22 protein-coding genes are annotated in these 16,275 nt (G+C 44.9%); all 22 read right to left on the bottom strand.

Features of this window, described 5'->3' with window-relative positions:
* Window positions 1-32 precede the first annotated feature (32 nt).
* The 22 genes from CSV76_RS15060 to CSV76_RS14960 all read right to left on the bottom strand — a co-directional run bounded on the left by CSV76_RS15060 (window position 33) and on the right by CSV76_RS14960 (window position 16,274).
* Window positions 33-482 carry a hypothetical protein gene (locus CSV76_RS15060; RefSeq protein ID WP_099626094.1) on the bottom strand — a complete coding sequence of 150 codons (450 nt, stop codon included), beginning with the start codon at window positions 480-482 and terminating at the stop codon, window positions 33-35.
* 22 nt (window positions 483-504) lie between these two features.
* Window positions 505-888, bottom strand: a complete 384-nt coding sequence (locus CSV76_RS15055) for a hypothetical protein (RefSeq protein ID WP_099626093.1) — start codon at window positions 886-888, stop codon at window positions 505-507.
* Window positions 857-979, bottom strand: a complete 123-nt coding sequence (locus CSV76_RS17905; RefSeq protein WP_255406956.1) for a hypothetical protein — start codon at window positions 977-979, stop codon at window positions 857-859. Before CSV76_RS17905 ends, CSV76_RS15055 begins: the two co-directional genes overlap by 32 nt.
* Window positions 976-1,995 (bottom strand): putative phage tail protein, encoded by a 1,020-nt coding sequence (locus tag CSV76_RS15050; RefSeq protein WP_099626092.1) that lies wholly within the window; start codon window positions 1,993-1,995, stop codon window positions 976-978. Before CSV76_RS15050 ends, CSV76_RS17905 begins: the two co-directional genes overlap by 4 nt.
* Window positions 1,988-3,034, bottom strand: coding sequence for a baseplate J/gp47 family protein (locus CSV76_RS15045; RefSeq protein ID WP_099626091.1), 1,047 nt, complete (start codon window positions 3,032-3,034; stop codon window positions 1,988-1,990). The genes CSV76_RS15050 and CSV76_RS15045 overlap by 8 nt, the downstream gene beginning before the upstream one ends.
* Window positions 3,034-3,450 carry a DUF2634 domain-containing protein gene (locus tag CSV76_RS15040; RefSeq protein WP_099626090.1) on the bottom strand — a complete coding sequence of 139 codons (417 nt, stop codon included), beginning with the start codon at window positions 3,448-3,450 and terminating at the stop codon, window positions 3,034-3,036. Before CSV76_RS15040 ends, CSV76_RS15045 begins: the two co-directional genes overlap by 1 nt.
* A gap of 14 nt (window positions 3,451-3,464) precedes the next feature.
* Entirely contained in the window at window positions 3,465-3,848 is a 384-nt protein-coding gene (locus CSV76_RS15035) for a DUF2577 domain-containing protein (RefSeq protein ID WP_099626089.1), read from the bottom strand.
* The gene (locus CSV76_RS15030; RefSeq protein WP_099626088.1) at window positions 3,848-4,825 is read right to left on the bottom strand and encodes an XkdQ/YqbQ family protein; all 978 of its coding nucleotides are present in this window, start codon (window positions 4,823-4,825) and stop codon (window positions 3,848-3,850) included. The genes CSV76_RS15035 and CSV76_RS15030 overlap by 1 nt, the downstream gene beginning before the upstream one ends.
* Complete coding sequence (locus tag CSV76_RS15025) at window positions 4,822-5,493, bottom strand: LysM peptidoglycan-binding domain-containing protein (protein ID WP_099626087.1); 672 nt, start codon at window positions 5,491-5,493, stop codon at window positions 4,822-4,824. Before CSV76_RS15025 ends, CSV76_RS15030 begins: the two co-directional genes overlap by 4 nt.
* A complete protein-coding gene (locus CSV76_RS15020) occupies window positions 5,486-9,397 on the bottom strand; it encodes a tape measure protein (RefSeq protein ID WP_099626086.1) in 3,912 nt (1,303 codons plus the stop codon). The genes CSV76_RS15025 and CSV76_RS15020 overlap by 8 nt, the downstream gene beginning before the upstream one ends.
* Window positions 9,397-9,558 carry a hypothetical protein gene (locus CSV76_RS17600; RefSeq protein ID WP_099626085.1) on the bottom strand — a complete coding sequence of 54 codons (162 nt, stop codon included), beginning with the start codon at window positions 9,556-9,558 and terminating at the stop codon, window positions 9,397-9,399. Before CSV76_RS17600 ends, CSV76_RS15020 begins: the two co-directional genes overlap by 1 nt.
* Before the next feature lie 41 nt (window positions 9,559-9,599).
* Window positions 9,600-10,049 carry a phage tail assembly chaperone gene (locus CSV76_RS15010; RefSeq protein ID WP_099626098.1) on the bottom strand — a complete coding sequence of 150 codons (450 nt, stop codon included), beginning with the start codon at window positions 10,047-10,049 and terminating at the stop codon, window positions 9,600-9,602.
* Between the two features lie 110 nt (window positions 10,050-10,159).
* Window positions 10,160-10,612, bottom strand: a complete 453-nt coding sequence (locus CSV76_RS15005; RefSeq protein ID WP_233192542.1) for a phage tail tube protein — start codon at window positions 10,610-10,612, stop codon at window positions 10,160-10,162.
* A 43-nt stretch (window positions 10,613-10,655) separates the two neighbouring features.
* A complete protein-coding gene (locus tag CSV76_RS15000; protein WP_099626084.1) occupies window positions 10,656-12,050 on the bottom strand; it encodes a phage tail sheath family protein in 1,395 nt (464 codons plus the stop codon).
* Window positions 12,047-12,301, bottom strand: coding sequence for a YqzN/YkzM domain-containing protein (locus CSV76_RS14995; protein WP_099626083.1), 255 nt, complete (start codon window positions 12,299-12,301; stop codon window positions 12,047-12,049). The genes CSV76_RS15000 and CSV76_RS14995 overlap by 4 nt, the downstream gene beginning before the upstream one ends.
* On the bottom strand, window positions 12,298-12,738 hold the full coding sequence (locus CSV76_RS14990; RefSeq protein WP_099626082.1) for a phage portal protein: 441 nt from the start codon (window positions 12,736-12,738) through the stop codon (window positions 12,298-12,300). Before CSV76_RS14990 ends, CSV76_RS14995 begins: the two co-directional genes overlap by 4 nt.
* 12 nt (window positions 12,739-12,750) lie before the next feature.
* On the bottom strand, window positions 12,751-13,251 hold the full coding sequence (locus tag CSV76_RS14985) for an HK97 gp10 family phage protein (RefSeq protein WP_099626081.1): 501 nt from the start codon (window positions 13,249-13,251) through the stop codon (window positions 12,751-12,753).
* On the bottom strand, window positions 13,248-13,601 hold the full coding sequence (locus tag CSV76_RS14980) for a DUF3599 family protein (RefSeq protein ID WP_099626080.1): 354 nt from the start codon (window positions 13,599-13,601) through the stop codon (window positions 13,248-13,250). Before CSV76_RS14980 ends, CSV76_RS14985 begins: the two co-directional genes overlap by 4 nt.
* Window positions 13,598-13,975: a protein YqbG gene (gene yqbG / locus CSV76_RS14975; RefSeq protein ID WP_099626079.1), complete on the bottom strand. Its 378-nt coding sequence runs from the start codon at window positions 13,973-13,975 to the stop codon at window positions 13,598-13,600. Before yqbG ends, CSV76_RS14980 begins: the two co-directional genes overlap by 4 nt.
* A gap of 4 nt (window positions 13,976-13,979) precedes the next feature.
* Complete coding sequence (locus CSV76_RS14970) at window positions 13,980-14,186, bottom strand: hypothetical protein (RefSeq protein WP_099626078.1); 207 nt, start codon at window positions 14,184-14,186, stop codon at window positions 13,980-13,982.
* A 16-nt stretch (window positions 14,187-14,202) separates the two neighbouring features.
* The gene (locus tag CSV76_RS14965) at window positions 14,203-15,141 is read right to left on the bottom strand and encodes a phage major capsid family protein (RefSeq protein ID WP_099626096.1); all 939 of its coding nucleotides are present in this window, start codon (window positions 15,139-15,141) and stop codon (window positions 14,203-14,205) included.
* Window positions 15,142-15,167: 26 nt separating this feature from the next.
* Window positions 15,168-16,274 (bottom strand): XkdF-like putative serine protease domain-containing protein, encoded by a 1,107-nt coding sequence (locus tag CSV76_RS14960; protein ID WP_099626077.1) that lies wholly within the window; start codon window positions 16,272-16,274, stop codon window positions 15,168-15,170.
* Window position 16,275: the final 1 nt, after the last annotated feature.

Genomic DNA, 16,275 nt, shown 5'->3' with positions numbered 1-16,275 from the left:
GTCGGATGTAGGTAAATTAATTTCCGGCATTATTAAACCTCCTCATAAACAAAAATTAAACCATCTTCATTTGCGTTTGGTTTAAATCCGTATTTGTAGTTTCCATCTGCTGTTCGGTGTGGCATACTTTCCGCCAAATGCGTAGCAACCTCTTGTGAAGAAGCAGCCCCTACATCAACAGCTCGAGTACCATGAGGATTCCGTTCGTTAATATGATGAGCTAATTCTTTGTCGGTTACAATCTCTCCTTCACCGACCGGCATTTTAATATTGGCCAAAGGAATTTGTGAGCCTTCACCATCCGCTCCGCTGTGGGTATGTTCCTGAATCAAGCGTTCAGTCAAAGTCTTTAGGAACACATCATTATTAATCAGCCGCTCAAACAATGGGTTAAATACATCTGCGTGTGAAGGATCAGTTGTTAGCAACTTACGAATTTCTTGACTGTAATTTGTTGGTTCATGAATTTCTTGATTTGCCATGTGATTCTCTCCTTTCTAGAAATTAGAACTGTTCGTCCCAATCGATTTCTAATGTCGTTTCATCATCCATCCCTTTGGGTTTGAACGTTTTCCAAGCTACCAAGTCGCCTGCTGCATCGTACAGGCCGCAACAAGAAATATCTGCATCTCCGCTTTCGGAAAACTGCAGATCCACAAATATTCGTAATGTTGTGGGTACCGGGTATTCAATGCCGTTGATTTCCTTTTTAATAACTTCGCCAGGGATTGCATTCACATCAGCAGTAGGAACTATCGGTTGTCGGGTCACTGGATCATGACCACCTGTCCCCCATCCCACATGTGTAATGGCAGGCAATGGAGTAGTGCCACCGTGTGCCTTTGCAAATTTTTCTCTAGCCTTTATCGTTGTGATCGCATTTGTCATCTTTCACTTCACCTCTTTCTTTTTCTGTGACTTTTCCATTTTTGACCACACGTAGTTCTGACTGGAATACCGGTTCATTCTTTACGTTCATCCTATTGCCACCTCCTCTACTACGGCTCCTGCTTTCTTAACGCGAAATAATCCGCCGTGCGTTGACAGGGCTTGGTCTAAGGGGATGGAGCCATCCATCGCGACTTGGCCATTTAATGTAGTAATACCGGTTCGGCAAGCCGAAGAAATTTTTATAGGCGCTGCATGTCGTTGCGATACATTGATGACTTCTCGCTGCTGGTAGCGCATGTTGGTATCATGCAAGATGGGCAATCTTGCTGTTTGTGGCTCATTCTGAAGTAGAATTTTCCCATCTAAGTGAAACTCGCCATCCAGAGAAGGAGTCAGGTTGACTAGATAGGAGCCGAAACCATGCCGAACATTCAGCTTCAGTTTGATCCGTTGTAGATGCACCGGGCCGTCTTTGTTATAAAATCCATTTAAAAACCTTTCTCCGTTCAATAAGTAAGAACCGTCTAATTGAATAGTTTCGCCTTGCGAACCAAAGCCCGCTTGCATCCAAGGAACAGACGAAAAAGCCATTTTCACCAAGCAGGTAGAAAGAATGCTTGGTAATTTAGGAAGCTTGACTGTTTCATTGAAATAATAAAGAGCCCTTAGGTGTGTAGGTTTAATCTCTTCAACTTTGTTTTTTATATCAGAATAAGAATGATCGATTGATTCTGCCAAAGGAACTGAGATACGCATTGCATATCTTCCCTTAATCAAACGAACTACAGAAGTCGATTCACTTAAAAAGCGATTGATTTCATTTTCAATTGCTTTGTAATGCGTCGGCGTTTGGCTGATTAATTTACTGAATACCCGCTTACGTCTTTCCTCAAATTCAGTGCCAGAAGGCAGTATCTCCAACTCTTCTTCCCACTTATCCAACCCCCATGTAGCCGTTTCAACAAAAAACTGATTTAGCACATCATCCATCGCGCTATCCATCTCGTTAAAACGCCGGTCACCATCTTCTAAAATCGCTATGATTTCAGGCGACTTCGCAAAATGTTCGGGAAGATAAGATTTCATCCGCTCCAATCTATTCATAGAGATCCACCGCCAATAAGTACGGTATTTCTACGTTTTCGAGCTCCAAGTTAGCAGCAAGTCCATTGATCAACACATCTGAATAGTCGCTGATCCACTTGTTTGCGTAAAGAATATTGCTGACTGCTGCTACATTAACAGTAGCTTTTTCGCTTAAGGGCAAGTCCTTAAATGACAAGCCTTTAAACATCAACTTCAATTCTTCTGCCACTTCAGCAGAAACAGCTTCAATCGTGTTTCCACGTAAAGAAACCTTCGCACGAATAGTGATTTCTTTATTCTTCGCACTTTCGACTGTCAAGGTCGCTCCAATAGGCGCTTGACCTTCTCCCATGCCTGGTACTGGATCAATATAGTCATTGACATCCTGAACCAACTCAGGAGAAGCAGGCTTCATTTCGGAATTTACAATGATGACTTTCACGGTGCCATCTCCTGCCCACAACGGGAAGACTTTGGCCTTGCCTACTCCCTCGACTTCTTCAGCCCACTTCTTATAATGAGCCTTGTTGGCACTGGTAGCCTTGCGTCTTCGTTCAATCAAAAAACGTTCGATTAGAGACAGGTCTGATTCCTCTTCTTCTCCTGGAATAACGACTTCTCCAAGAATCGCAGTTTCGAGCTTAGGAATATTACTGACTGGCAAAAGTTCCGAATCATTCGGCGGCTGGTTGCCAATCGTACCTTCTTCTTCACATTCAACCATTCCGTTCTCGATAACCCGGTAAAACAAATCATCAACAAAAAAACGTTCCCCATTCTCTACCAGAATGTTGAACGATGCTCTTCTTTTTGCCTTTACCGCCGGATTTCTCTCGACTCCCGCTTCACGCGCTCTTTTATCCAGCCATTCGCCGCTAGAATCTTGCGCAAAGGCTAATTTTAGTATCCGATCCAGCCAAATATACATCTCTGCCATTTCCATGTTATTGACGGCAACAGCTGCATAGATAATACTGCTGGTCCGCTTGTCCAAGTGCAGTGGAATCTCGGGTAAAGACTTCTCCATCAGGTGCTCAAATGTCTTATGCTCGAACATCAATACACCTCCTGGATCGATAGATAGCCCTCTACCGTATCGACTTCAAAACTCACATATAACGAATCTTCTTTTTCCGTAATACTGAATTCATACACCCGCTCGATTCGGTCATCATAAATCAATGCTTCTTCAATTAAGCGAGGAATTTCAGATTTTTTGAAGGCGATTGTATTCTCTGGATTTTCAACACATTCGTGGACCTCTTCGCCGATTTCATCTGGATAGACCGGATGAATAAAGCGCCGGGTCCGCAGTGTTAAGTAGATAAATTGCTCAATCGCTTCTATTCCGTCTATGATTTCACTTGTAATTCGATTTGTTTTAAAGTCGTAACGAAAAGTGGCAGACGGTTCCGGTGGACTATTTTCGTCAAACTCAAAGCCATCTACATCAATTTCAGGCGAAATACTCATATCTATCACCTCTTTTATTCATACCTGACCACCCGATCTGCAATGTAATAAGCCTGGCCGCCTTGCAAAGCGGTAACCAGCACTTCATCACCCGCTTTTAGCTCATCTAAGAATGTGACTTCGGCTTCTGTTATGTCGATTGCTTCGTATCCATGGACATCTTTATCGGGCGACATTGTAAAATCTTTGATATCACTGCTTTTTATCTGCACTTTGCGTTTATGCCGGGTAAGATGCTCTGCTACAATGATGATTTCTTTCGGGATTGGCAGCTTGGAATCGTTTTTTAATTGAATGGTCAATTCAGGTGGCGCCTGCGTGACAATAGCTCCCATCAATTCGACCGGGCTGTTAGCATTTACGCCTTTCAACGCATTTCTTTTAATAATATCTAACATCAGGATCCCTCCGGCATGGCTTTATTGTCGATCAGAACAAGTGACATGACGTGGCGATTACCGTAAAACTCGTGCACATCGCTATCAATATAGAGGATCTTGTTCAGTTCAATTTCCTTCTCAATGACGCGCACTGGTTCGCCGCTTATTAGATCAGGAATCCCTCTAGCTTCAATCGTTAGTTCCTTCTTGACGCCTTTCTTGCGCTTTAGCGCTTTATCTGCACGATTCTTCAGCTGCGCCTTGTTGACCTTGTCCGTAACCTTCTCATAGTACTGAAGGACACCGTATTTTTTCTTTCCTTCTTCGTCTTTTACGGTTACAGAGATCTGCTTTTTCTCTTCGCCGGCCACCATAGTTACCTGCGTAGCTGTTTCCTCGATGCTGGTCGTGTAGTTATAATCTTCAATATTTACGCCTGTTTCTAGGACCCATACATCATCCGGCAGTTCGAGCGGACGTAGCATAAACTTGCCCTTTTGCGAATACATGCGAAATCGCTTGCTGGAGGACTTCAGCGTTTCGATCATTGCATCCAGGATAATGTCATACAGGTTGGTCTCGTTTTTGTGAGTCCGTGTTTTCATGACGTGCCCTGTATTTACAATAGATCCGATCGGTATTTCGAATTCTTTCAGCAGAGTGGTGGCAATCTGGTCTGCTCGCTTATTGACAAATACACGTGCTGTCTCATTGAGCAAAAGGTACTGCATGATGTCATAAGCTACCACGGTCATCATGCCACCTTTAGTTCGGCCCCTTGCAAAGACAGTTCCGCGGAACAGCTCTTTTTTGAACCACTTGAACAGCAGCGTGTCACCCTCTTCGATTTTCACAATCTTGTGTCCTGTATTATGCTTGACAAGTATCCTGGCTTCGATTTTTCGAGCGGCATTGTAACGCTTCCCAGACCACTTAATAGACTCTGTCGGAATTTCCACTACTTCTTTAGGTGTAACCAAAAATAGCTCCATCATGACGGCAACCTCAGATTGAAACTAATATGGATCCAGCGGCCGGGCTGTTTCTGATTGCGTTTATCCCGCTTGATCAGCGCGGCCTTATTCAGCTTCCAGATGTCATTCCAACGCTTACTGTCGTTATAGTACTTTCGAGCAATCGTAATCAGTGTCTCTCCCTTTTTCACGGTGTGTGATTTAGGAACGTTTTTGGTATTCGGCCTGGTCTTAGTCGGTTTCTTCTGCGTTCTCGGCATCTTGCGCCGTTCAATAAATTGGTACTCCTTGAGCAACAACTCGAAATCATAATCCCCTACATCCTTCTCACCTTCGCGATACGGAAAATCCTCGATAGAGACAGCATAGTTGATTGGTGTGCCTGTCACGATGAAGCGAGCGGGCTTGCCGCTGTTCTTCCATCGTTCAATCATTTTGATATAATCCCATGGATATAGAATCCCTGTATATTCTGTCAAAGGGGATTCCCCACGCGGAAAGAACGAGCTGAAATGAAAAGTTTTTGCGGTAGGATCCTGAATAATCGTCACTTCGCCAAGCTTTGAAATCATCACGCTTTCGTTATCAGAGCCGTTACTCACGTTTAAAACGCCTGGCATGACGGGAAAGCGTAACTTTTCTTTCCCGGTGCCAAACGTCAGCCACATTTCATATTTGCTTTTAGACATCGATCACCATCTCTCCTCCCTCGAATTCTTCGGCCAATAAAGCCTTTCGAATATAGTCATAAGCCGTTTTCCCGACTTTCTCAGCATCCATATCGTTTGAATAATAGTTGTCACCGGTGATTTCTACCTTGACATCACGGATACCGCCTCTTGATGAGCCGCCCCCTCCTGTTGAAGAGGATGTAGCAGCACGAACCTGACCTTCAGAAAGTGCAGCTCGCTCTTCTTCAAATCCAATACCTTCCGCATAAGCAGGGGCTTGATTCAAATAAGCGACCGTATCACGGTGTGAAAGCACCTCTGTTCCTCTAGGTAGGTTCAGGAGGGTATCAGTCGCCGGCGAGAGCGCCATGCGTCCGCTTGGGAATCGCATTAATTCCTCTCCGCCACCGTCACCGACGATTGCGTCACCACCAGGGTGAAACTTGGTACCCTTTGCGTATGCTTTAGGGCCACCGCCTGGGGCACTGACTGTAGGAGTCGGTACACTGGCGATACGAGCAGCTAAGTTACTCAGGGCGGATTTAACTGCAGCCGCCCCGCTCTGGATTCCGTTCAGTGTGGATACCCAGCCAGAGGCCTGTCCAAGGATGGAAGCAAGTCGCATGGTATTGCCGTGTAACATGGGACCGGATCCAGCCAAAGGCATGAATGCCCCAGCCACTATAACGGATGCTACACCCAGTACCATACCGAGAGCCATAGTGTTTTGATTAGCCATGGCCCCCGAAGCAGCCAGCGGTAGATATCCTCCAGCTACAATCACCGTAGATTCTCCGAGTATGAGACCCAAGGCAGAAGTGTTCTGCGTTAGCATTGCCCCTGCGCCTTGTAGCGGGAAGAATGTGCCTGCAATCCAGCCTGCTGCTTCTCCTGTTGTCATGGTCAATGCACTGATATTATGAACCAATCCTGCTGTCGTGCCTTGTAGCGGGTAGAATGCGCCCACTACCCAGCCAGACGCTTCGCCAGTGACCATTGTCATTGCACTAATGTTGTGCACGAGTCCCTGCGTTGCTCCCTGTAACGGATAAAAGGCACCAACAATCCAACCGGATGCCTCGCCTGTTACCATGGTGATCGCACTAATATTGTGTTGCAGGCCGTCTGTCATTCCTTGGAGAGGATAGAAAGCTCCTACAACCCACCCAGACGCTTCTCCGGTCACCATAGTAATAGCATTGAGATTATGACTCAACCCATCAGTGGCACCTTGCAACGGATAGAATGCTCCGGCGATCCAGCCGGATGCTTCACCAGTGGTCATGGTCAAAGCTTCAATATTATGAGCAGCGCCTTGAGCCTTATCTGACATCCCTGCCAATGTAGCAGTGAGTGTTTGGACGTGTTGATTCATTGCTGTAAAGTCTGGCATTTTACCACCAACTCCGTCAGTAGCAGGTTCTAATTCATTCGCTTTTGCTTTTTTAGCACCAAATTTTTTGCCTGCCCAATCACCTATCTTTTCGCCGCCAATACCACCTAAGATTCCTCCACCAAGACCGCCCAAGATACCACCGATACCAGTACCTATTACAGGGACTACAGAACCTAAAGCTGCTCCACCAGCCGCTCCTGCCGCTCCTCCTGCAAGCATTCCACCAACGCCACCTGCAGTTCTAGCTTTTGTTCCTTCTGGTGCCGCTAAAATAGAGGCTCCTCCAAGAATTCCACCAAGTAAGGGTATTCGTCTTCCTAACTTACTGAATTTATCTAGGCTTTTCGGCAGCTTAGAAAGAGGTGACTTCTTAGGAATATCATTAACCACTGTTTGAGATGGAGATTGACTTTGCACAGTCGTTTGCTTTGGCAGTTTCATTTTCTTACTTCGTTTATCAAGCAATTTGTCAAACCACTTAGGATATGGAGCAGACTGTGGTGCTGCTCCTGGCCAATTTTGTCGTTGAAAAGGACCTTTACTCTTAAGCTTAGGGTTATTCTTCCTATCCCTCATTGCTTCCGCATAAGGATCTCTTGTAGGAGTTACTATAGGAGTAGGTGTAGTTCTGCCACCGGTATTTCCCCCCGATGCATTTCCTGCTTTATCGACGCCATTTTTGCCCTTCCCTCTTCTAATCGTCTTGTCCAAGCCCCAACTTAGTACGTCTTTAATCGGTTTGAACTTTGTTAAAATAGTAGCTCCCATACCTAGTGCAATAGCATCTACTATCAACGCACCGCCAATGGAACCCGACTTTTGTAGTTCTTCATTTCCCGTCGCATGGCCCCAAGCAGACTTAGCAGCAACAACATTTATATCTCTCAGTTTCGCACCGATTTTCATAGAAAGATCAACCGGATCAATCGCTTCAAGGAATCCAGTAATAAAACTTTTACCTGAAGTAATACCAGCATCAATAAACGGATTCCCCGTCTTTTCAGCTTCTCCGCCTAACACGCTGATAATCGCAGAACGAATGAAACCTCCATACGCACTACCGATACCTTCACCAACACCCTCTGCTTTGTCTCTACCTTTTGTTTCCCACCATTCACCAATAGCATCCTTCGTGGTATCGACCACCAAACGCCAGCGTGTTTCAAATGTCATATCACGGTATTTTTCCAAGGAGTCAAAGCGAGCTTTAAAAGCCGGATCTTCCTCGAATTTCAATTTCATCGTTTGGTTCCACTCTTTAAACTCTTCCGGCTTCATCCTAGCCATAGCCTGAGCTGCATTTTCTCCAGGGAATAGTATCTTCATTTGATCTCCAATGAAATTAAAAGCCGGCTTAAACGGATTGAGTAAGTTCTTTGCAAAAACAGATCCTGACTTTTTCAGTTGTCTTGACATATCAGATAAAACGAAAGAATATTCTCCACGCCACTTCCTAAATGAAAGTAATGCGGGTTTGAATACATCTCGTAATCCTTCACCCCAAGGCATCAGAATAGAGTTACCGACAAACGATTTCAGTCCTAATAGCAAGTTGTTCATGTTTCCAGACATCTTTTCCATCATGCCATTGTATTTGCCGAATTCCTTCGTAACTTTTGGCCATAACTTCTTGATGTCTCCGCCACTTTCAGCTAGATCTTCAATTCGCTGCCTAGCTGCTCCACTAATAGCACCCATCTCTTGTAGTCTACTTGTAGCCGCACCGACTGGTCGTCCCGAATCGATACCATCGTACAGCCGCCCGAACCACATAGCTGTCTCTTCTAAATCAGTTTGTGTCCCGACCGCAACGTCACCAATTAACTCCATGCCTTTCGATGTCGCCAATGCATCACCAGTAAACGTCTGAAGAATACGACTTGATTTGAATATTTCATCTCTCGTTAACGGTGTTCTTCCCGCAAACTCTGTTAAATCCTTCATTCGCTTATCTGCAGCGCCTTTACTGCCTAGCATTACTTCGAATGAGGTGGTCAGGTCTTCTCTATCCGCTACCATTTTGATTGGTATGATGATACCTCCGCCGATTCCTCCAGCTACACCTAATAGACCAAGCGTAGAAGTCGCAGCACTGGCAATTGCTCGCAGTGGACGTGTCGCAAGGTCAACTACACGAATTGACGTGCTGACAGCTTTGGGCACATTCCGCTGAGTAAAATTGGAGACATTTCGAATAGTACGGCTGGCCAAGTCATTTGCCCGTATTGTAATTCGGTATGCTTTCCCAAGTGAAGAGCGAGCGAGCCGCCCAACTTTCGTAATAACAGGCGAAGCCCGATCAATAGCCCGGATGGTCAAAGACCGCATTTTGGGAAATCTACGAGCAGCAAAGGTATCGAATCTTCTCAATGCAGAGGTAGCCCGATCTCGCACGGTGATCAACATGCGAACTGGCTTATTTAAACGGTCCCTTGCCCTTGCCAGTCGTTCTGTTTCGCCGCGAATCGTCCGCATCTTGCCCGAAATATTGTCCTTCATATCAAAACGAGCAGTCAGTTTGGCCATTATTTTTTACCTCCTTTCTTGTTCATCTTTTCAAGTTCAGTGCGCTCTTTTTCTAGCTGTTCGAGCTTATAGCTGATACAAGCGTTCATCAGCGCTTTAAAACCGCGTGGAGCTTCACGCCATTCTTGTAAATCAGAAGGGGCATAATTCTTTTCCATCATCAGAAAATAAAAATAGACGGCTTCTTTATTCCCCTCCTCGATTAGTTTTTTGCTGCTTCTTCCAGATCTTCAAGCGTGTCGTCAAAACCGTTGATTTCGTTTGCTGCGTGAAGCCATTCTGCATACTCACCTGCTACGTGCAACATCTTCTTCGCTACTTCTATTGGGTCCTGTTGCTTGTAAGCCTTACGTAATTCTGCAGAGCGGAAATTTGGATACAATGTAGTTTCCACCGCTATCAGCGCCATGTAACGAGCTTGATTCAATCGCTCTCCGACTTTCTTCTTTCGGGAACCAGTGTAAACCGGCTCCATGCACATCTTTTCGATTTCTTCTACCCTGGCTGTCGAAATAGCTTTAAAACGGAATGGAATAACCTTGCCTTCTTTATCTTTGAAACGTCTGGATACAGGACGCGCTACTTCTTCCGTTTCTTCCACGTTTTCTGGCAGGAAGAATGATAAGTCATTCACTACCTGTGATAGTTCCATTTCCTCGTGTTCTACTTCCTCGTTATGTTCAATTGCTTGTTTGTTTTCTGTCATGTCAATCTCTCCTTTGTTTTTGGTATGTAAAAAAGAGCGAATTTCTTCGCTCTTGATCAGTTAAAGTCATCTTCCAATTCTTCAGGCATATCGATATCTTCAAATGTGAACGGCACTTCTTCTTCGACTGGATCACCTTCAGCAGCCAAACTGGCCACTTTAGCGCTATCAAAGTTTACGTCATACAATGTGACACGCTCCGTACCACGACCAGAACCCTCATCATCCAGCACGGACTGGAATGTAAAGTACGGATCCGGACCGCCCTTTGCGTATTCCATCATGATGCGAACGAATTTGGATGTTACCTTGTAGAAAGTAGCCGTTCCTGTACCGCTGCCCCCGGTTGCCTTATGGCCCATCATGCGGCGGCCCATAAGCGGAACTTCTACCTTGTTTTTTTCAATCGTTGCTTCGAATTCCTTGATATAAGCGAGCTCTTCACCATCTAGGAACAAACGGCCTTCTTTACCGCTGATCGTGTTAAACGATCTCATTTTGCTAGTCATCAGTCATTTCCCTCCTTTTTCTGCATACAAAAAAGAGAGGCGATTATGCTGCAATCGCGCTCTCCTGTGAAATAGTGGTGTCGATATAGAATTTCTTCGCTGCATAAACTGGCTGCGCATGAACCCCAATATAGAACCCGTCGCCATCTTCCGTAATGCGAATGTCGATATCTGTATTTGAATCAAAATTCTTGATAGCTCCTTCTTTCTGAAGCTCATTCATATACACAGTGATTAACGTCCGAATATATTGGGCTCCATCGCCATCTGTCCCAATGCTCCGGTTTGCTTTGTTGCGAGTTTTAATCGCATGTTTAATCTCACGGGTTACATCATTGTTGATGCCATCCAGCACACGCATGATCTTGTTGTCAGAGAATTGCTTATCCTTTTCGTCTGTGAAGGATGTAAAGGAATTGATATCCATTTCAACCGTGACTTCCTTGTCCCTCGGATCATAAGAGAAAATGAATTCTCCGTTCTGGATTGCATCTTCTTTCGCATAAGTATCCATTCGCACCGGCACATCCACTGCGCCTTCATACTCCACAAACGTTAGTGATTTCAGAGAAGAAGCACTTGCGCTGGCTCCGGTAACCCAAGCGACTGATTCGGCAGTTGTCAGCTCACGCTCAATGAACTGCCCTTTCACGGCACCGGGAACTTTAATTGCCACGTTATTCGTCACGTTAGTAATTCCTTCAAAGTCAGCTGCGTAATTCGCCATCACGCCGCCCACTTTGATGCCCGACTCATCGCGAAGACGCTTCACAAATGACGCAAACACTGCTTTTAGCTCTTCGTCATCATCAACTGGCAGACCAATCGTGTCGAAGTACTCCACTTCCGCAGCATCCATAAAATCCATGAAGTCCTCGTTTGTCACTTCGCCATTCGCGCCGCCAACAAGAAATTTTCCTGCAGTCAGCTCTAGCGGGCCGGCGCCAGACAATTCAACATAATCATTTACCTGAAAATCAGTGATATTTTCGATTGTTTGCCTGACGACACGCTGCAGACCGAGGAATACGGTGATATCCTTTTTAGCAGGATCCAGTACGTTTTCAGCAATTCGAATTTGCAACTTGTTTCCAAGCTCTCCACCGTACTTTGCAGTAGCAGTAACACCTGTTCCTAGTTCAGCCGTTGCCTGTGTCCCCTCATTCAGACGATAGACCAGGACTGTCTTCGCTTCCTTCTTCGCTTCTTTTACAAGTAGCAGGGAAGGATCGTCAATTTCAGCACCCAGATATTTCACTGTGTCTTTGTCTTCGTTGATGGCAATAAAGCTTTTTGGCTTTCCCCAACTCAAGACAAACGGCAGGGCTGCTGTACCGCGTTCGCCGATCTGCGCACGTTTCTTGGCCGCAGAACGAAAACGGAAATAAATACCTGCTAGAATCTTCTCTACACCTTTTTCAAAAGTTCCACCGTTCATAGTTCACCCTCCTTTTTCTTTCCGACTTTTTTATTTAGGAACGTATCAATCATTTTCTTAGCTACCGATTTCGTCACTTGATTTGTCGGATAATTTCGGAATACACCGTCCAACACTTCCGGCTTCACGCCAAATAATTCCCGGCTGTGTTCCCGCAACTGATGGATATAAAAAAGAGACTCCCGCGGTTCGCTTTGAACAGCGACAGGAACCTCTTCTACGACTTCTTTTTTTGTTTTTTCTTTCGTCATCTTTTCACCCCACTATTTAATTTGAAATGTTCGAGCGGCACATGCTCTGGACGGTCATAATGATAGCGGCTATCCCAATTGACTAGCAACGTGACTGCGCCTTCTGTTTGTCTAACATCAATCCGGTTGATCCGGACAAAACCACCTGCTGAACTGCCATCTGGATTGATCAGAGGGATTTGTCCTCGTTTCCACCTCACGGTATCCGCAATCCGTTCCGCTTCAGCATAGGCCTGCTGTGCGTCCTTGTGGAATAGCTTCACAGGTAGCGTGTATGTTTTTAGGAATGTCGAAGTGGAATCATTCCCATCAAACGACTGCGGAATCGGAAAATACATGGACGGTACCATGAAATTCTGTGGCACTTCTTTTGTGTACACTTTTACAGGAAAAAGCTGATAAAAGTACGACATGATGGAGCCTACTTCAGGATTCAACCGCTCACCCCCTTAAAAATTTGAATCAATCCACTGCTGTAGCTTCTGATCTAAGTTTTTACCAAACATTTTCTCGAAGATCGCAAATGCGAAATCCCAGTAGTGCGTGCCAGGTACCCACTGTTGCTTGAGTAGCATACCTGTATCGGCTCCTGGCTCATATACAAACCGACTGCCACTCCAATGGCCGGGTACCCATCGCGTTTCGACGCCGTCAGGATTGGTCATATGCCCATCGTTGACATAAACGGCATAGTTCACATTTGTCCCTACGTCAATCGTCAAACCGCCGTCAGATACGGTCCATACGTTATCCCCGTCACCTTTCCCAAACGAGTTCAACAGTCGGCCAGTATCGACCGTGCCAGTGCCAATGATTTCATCCTGTACCACGTCCAAAAACTCCATGCCCATCATATCCAGCCATAATGCCATCTCATCCCTTAATCCGCCATTAAAGGCATCATCCAGTGCTTTTAGAAAAGCGTCCAGTCCGTCAATTTCAAACTTCATAGATTCCCACTCCTGACTGCCACCACTTCGATATGGTGATTCTTGATTTTTCGTGGTATCTGCAGCTTGAATTCCGTCTCATTCCAAATCACTTTATCGTTAACTCTCACATCAACATTAGGCAAGAAATGAACCAAGAATGACTGAACAACCGTTGGATTCGGCTCACCTTGAATAACCGATTGATTACGTTCGGTGAAATAGCAACGCGCACTTACGTGATCAGGCGCGTCTCCGTAGGAGTAAGATTCTTCTAAGTCCGCACCCGGAATGCCGAAATCTCCCGTCCCCTGTTTCTTTTGCAAATGATAGATATCACAACGATGAGTCAATAGCTTTGAATAACTCATAACGGCCGCACCCTCATGAAGAAGCCTGTTTTAGATTCTCCAACCTTTGCATAATCTTCGAGCAGGACGGATACATCCGGTAGAGTTAGACTTGAGCCGTCTCCAATCGTGTAAGAATAATCACCGATTTTCTCCGACTTGTATCCCTTAGATATGGATTCATCACTATTGATCAAGGCGAAGTACTGAGACACCTTCAATATAGCCAGGCGTATTTCAGCAGGCAAAGGCACATAATCAGCGAGCGGCTTTTCAACTTGCTTCTGTACGTTCGCTTCGGCTTCAAGTATATCGAACTTCAGTAAGTTATCAGCACGCTCCTTCACCGCTTCAAACGCGCTGTAATCTTTTAAATCCTGAGGAGTAATAATCATGGAATCACTCCTTCGGCTTCTTACTTTTCGTCTCTTTCTGTTCTTCCTGCTCTTCCTTCTTAGAATCTTTTACTTCTTCTAAGTCAGAATACAATTCCAAAAGACTATCACGCTCTTTTGCAGTCACTTCGACCAGTTCTTGAGCATAGAAAAAACGTCCTCCACCAATGTGCAAAACGCCTGTCTTTTGTTTATATTGTACTTTAGCCATTATTCATCATCCTTTCTTAGAGCTTGTCACCAGTCATATAAGCTACAGCTTCTACTTCGCGCACAACAGCATCCAAGTATGAGTACAACACATGATATGTCGCATCCTTTGCCGCTGCTGTCGCACCATCAGCTGTACGGATATAGCGCAATTGGCGTGTGAAAACAGGCTTCAAGTTAGATTTTGGTGTTAATGCAGCAAAACCACCTTGCATTTCTGCGACAACTTCTACCGGATAACCAGCCAAGCGTGTAATCTTACCATCTTGCAATACTGCGTCACCAAATCCAGTTTGACGATTCGAAATCAACGCTACGAGCTTGTCGTTGGTCTTTTGCGTAATAAACCAAGTAACATCTGAGAAGCTCTTGAAACGCTCCGGCAACAATTGAATATGATTCACAAAATCCATGATTGTAGGTTCTGCTGCAACTAATTCCGTTTTAAACGTCGACGCTTTCATCTTCTTAACAAAACCATCAAGAATAGAAAGGAATGGGTCTGGTGTACCTACTGGTTCTTCTGCATCCGTGTCTCCATTAAAGATTAAATCTTGAAGATCCACCGAGAATTGTTGCTGAATCATGCTAATGATTTTCTGTTCCGCATTGTCACCACGTGCAGAAACCGAATAGAACACATCATCATTTTGTAACCATTCATCCCACTTCAGTTTCTTAACTGCATACGGGATCTTTCGGCTGGCAATGGATCCTGTACCTGTTGGCAAGTCATCCTTACCTGCTTGACGAATGCGACGACGCCCAACACTAAGCGCATCTAAGTTACCTGCAGCTACATTGCGATAAATAGGCAACAGTTTTGGTAACGTGGAAGCCATATTGATCGTATCGACTAGGAATGCTTCCGCATCACTGATTGCCATTGGAATATCGAGATTCTTCTTAATGCTTGCTACTGTCGACTCTTTGTTTAAAATTGTTTGATTGCTCATTGGCATATCATTTTCCCCCTTTTACATTAGCCGAAATGGCGCATGTATCCTTTTTGAATTGGTGCTTCACCTTGATAATTGTCTGGATCTGCCTGATTTGAAACACCTCTTGCCTTTTCGACCACTTCTAAACGAGTTGAAATAGGCTCCATCGCTTCTTTCAGAACAGCTTTGAACGAATCAAGCTCGGCGTTCTTTTCAACCGTTTCCGGTTCTTTCGGTGTTACCTCTTTCTCAATCGCATCTAATCGCTCAGTGATAGGCGCAAGTGCTTCAGTTACTGCTTTTTGAATGTCTTCTGCTTTCATTTCATCTTCCCCCTTCCGAATTTTTCCAGGTTTATTCTCCAATGCTTTTGCAATATCGTCAGTTGATTTAATTTCTTGCAAGATTGTCAAGAAGTCGTGCACACCAGCTTCAAGTCGTTCGAAGTCGGCAACGTCAGGAGTTCTGTTGTCCCAAACGGAATCATAGAACGTATCTGACATACCGTCCCAAACAGCCCACAAGTTGCGTCGCTTTTGATTGTCATCGTAACGATCACTAACTTCGCCCTTTTGAATTTTTTCACCAGTAAAGAAAGCTTTCATCAAATCAAAAAAGCCTTTCGCCTGTTCAACTTCATCAGATGTTTTGGCAATTGGCTTTTCATGGTCCTTCTTTTCGATTGTTTCAGCGGTTCCGGCTAATGAATATCCAGTGTAGTCACCTTTCTGAATAGCATCCCAGATTTCATCAGATGCCTTTGTAACGAGTACCCATGAACCTTTCGTGATTACTTCTTCGCCAATCATTAAATCAGAAGGAGCAATATAGGATTCTACTACTTCACCCACACCTGCATTGAAATCATGCTGAGTGTCAATGTTCCGAGCATCCTTTAAGAATCCATGAGCCGCCTTTTCGATTTCAGTCGCTGTCATGAAGTCTTCATGGGAATCTTCTACATCTGGCTCGTACACCACACCATAAACAAGTTTCTGCGCTTCATCTTCTTTGTTAATGAACACTTTCACTTCTTTCTGAAAGGTAGGTTTCTCGGCTGATTTAGTTAGGAAGAATCGTTTCTGATTTGCTCCCTTATCAACATACGATACGTGAGTGACTTGTGCGTTCAGTAATTCTCTTGCCATT

Source organism: Sporosarcina sp. P17b (assembly GCF_002743115.1).
GTDB lineage: Bacteria > Bacillota > Bacilli > Bacillales_A > Planococcaceae > Sporosarcina > Sporosarcina ureae_C.
Note: the sequence above shows the minus strand (reverse complement) of the source record. Positions and strands in the feature narration are given on the sequence as shown.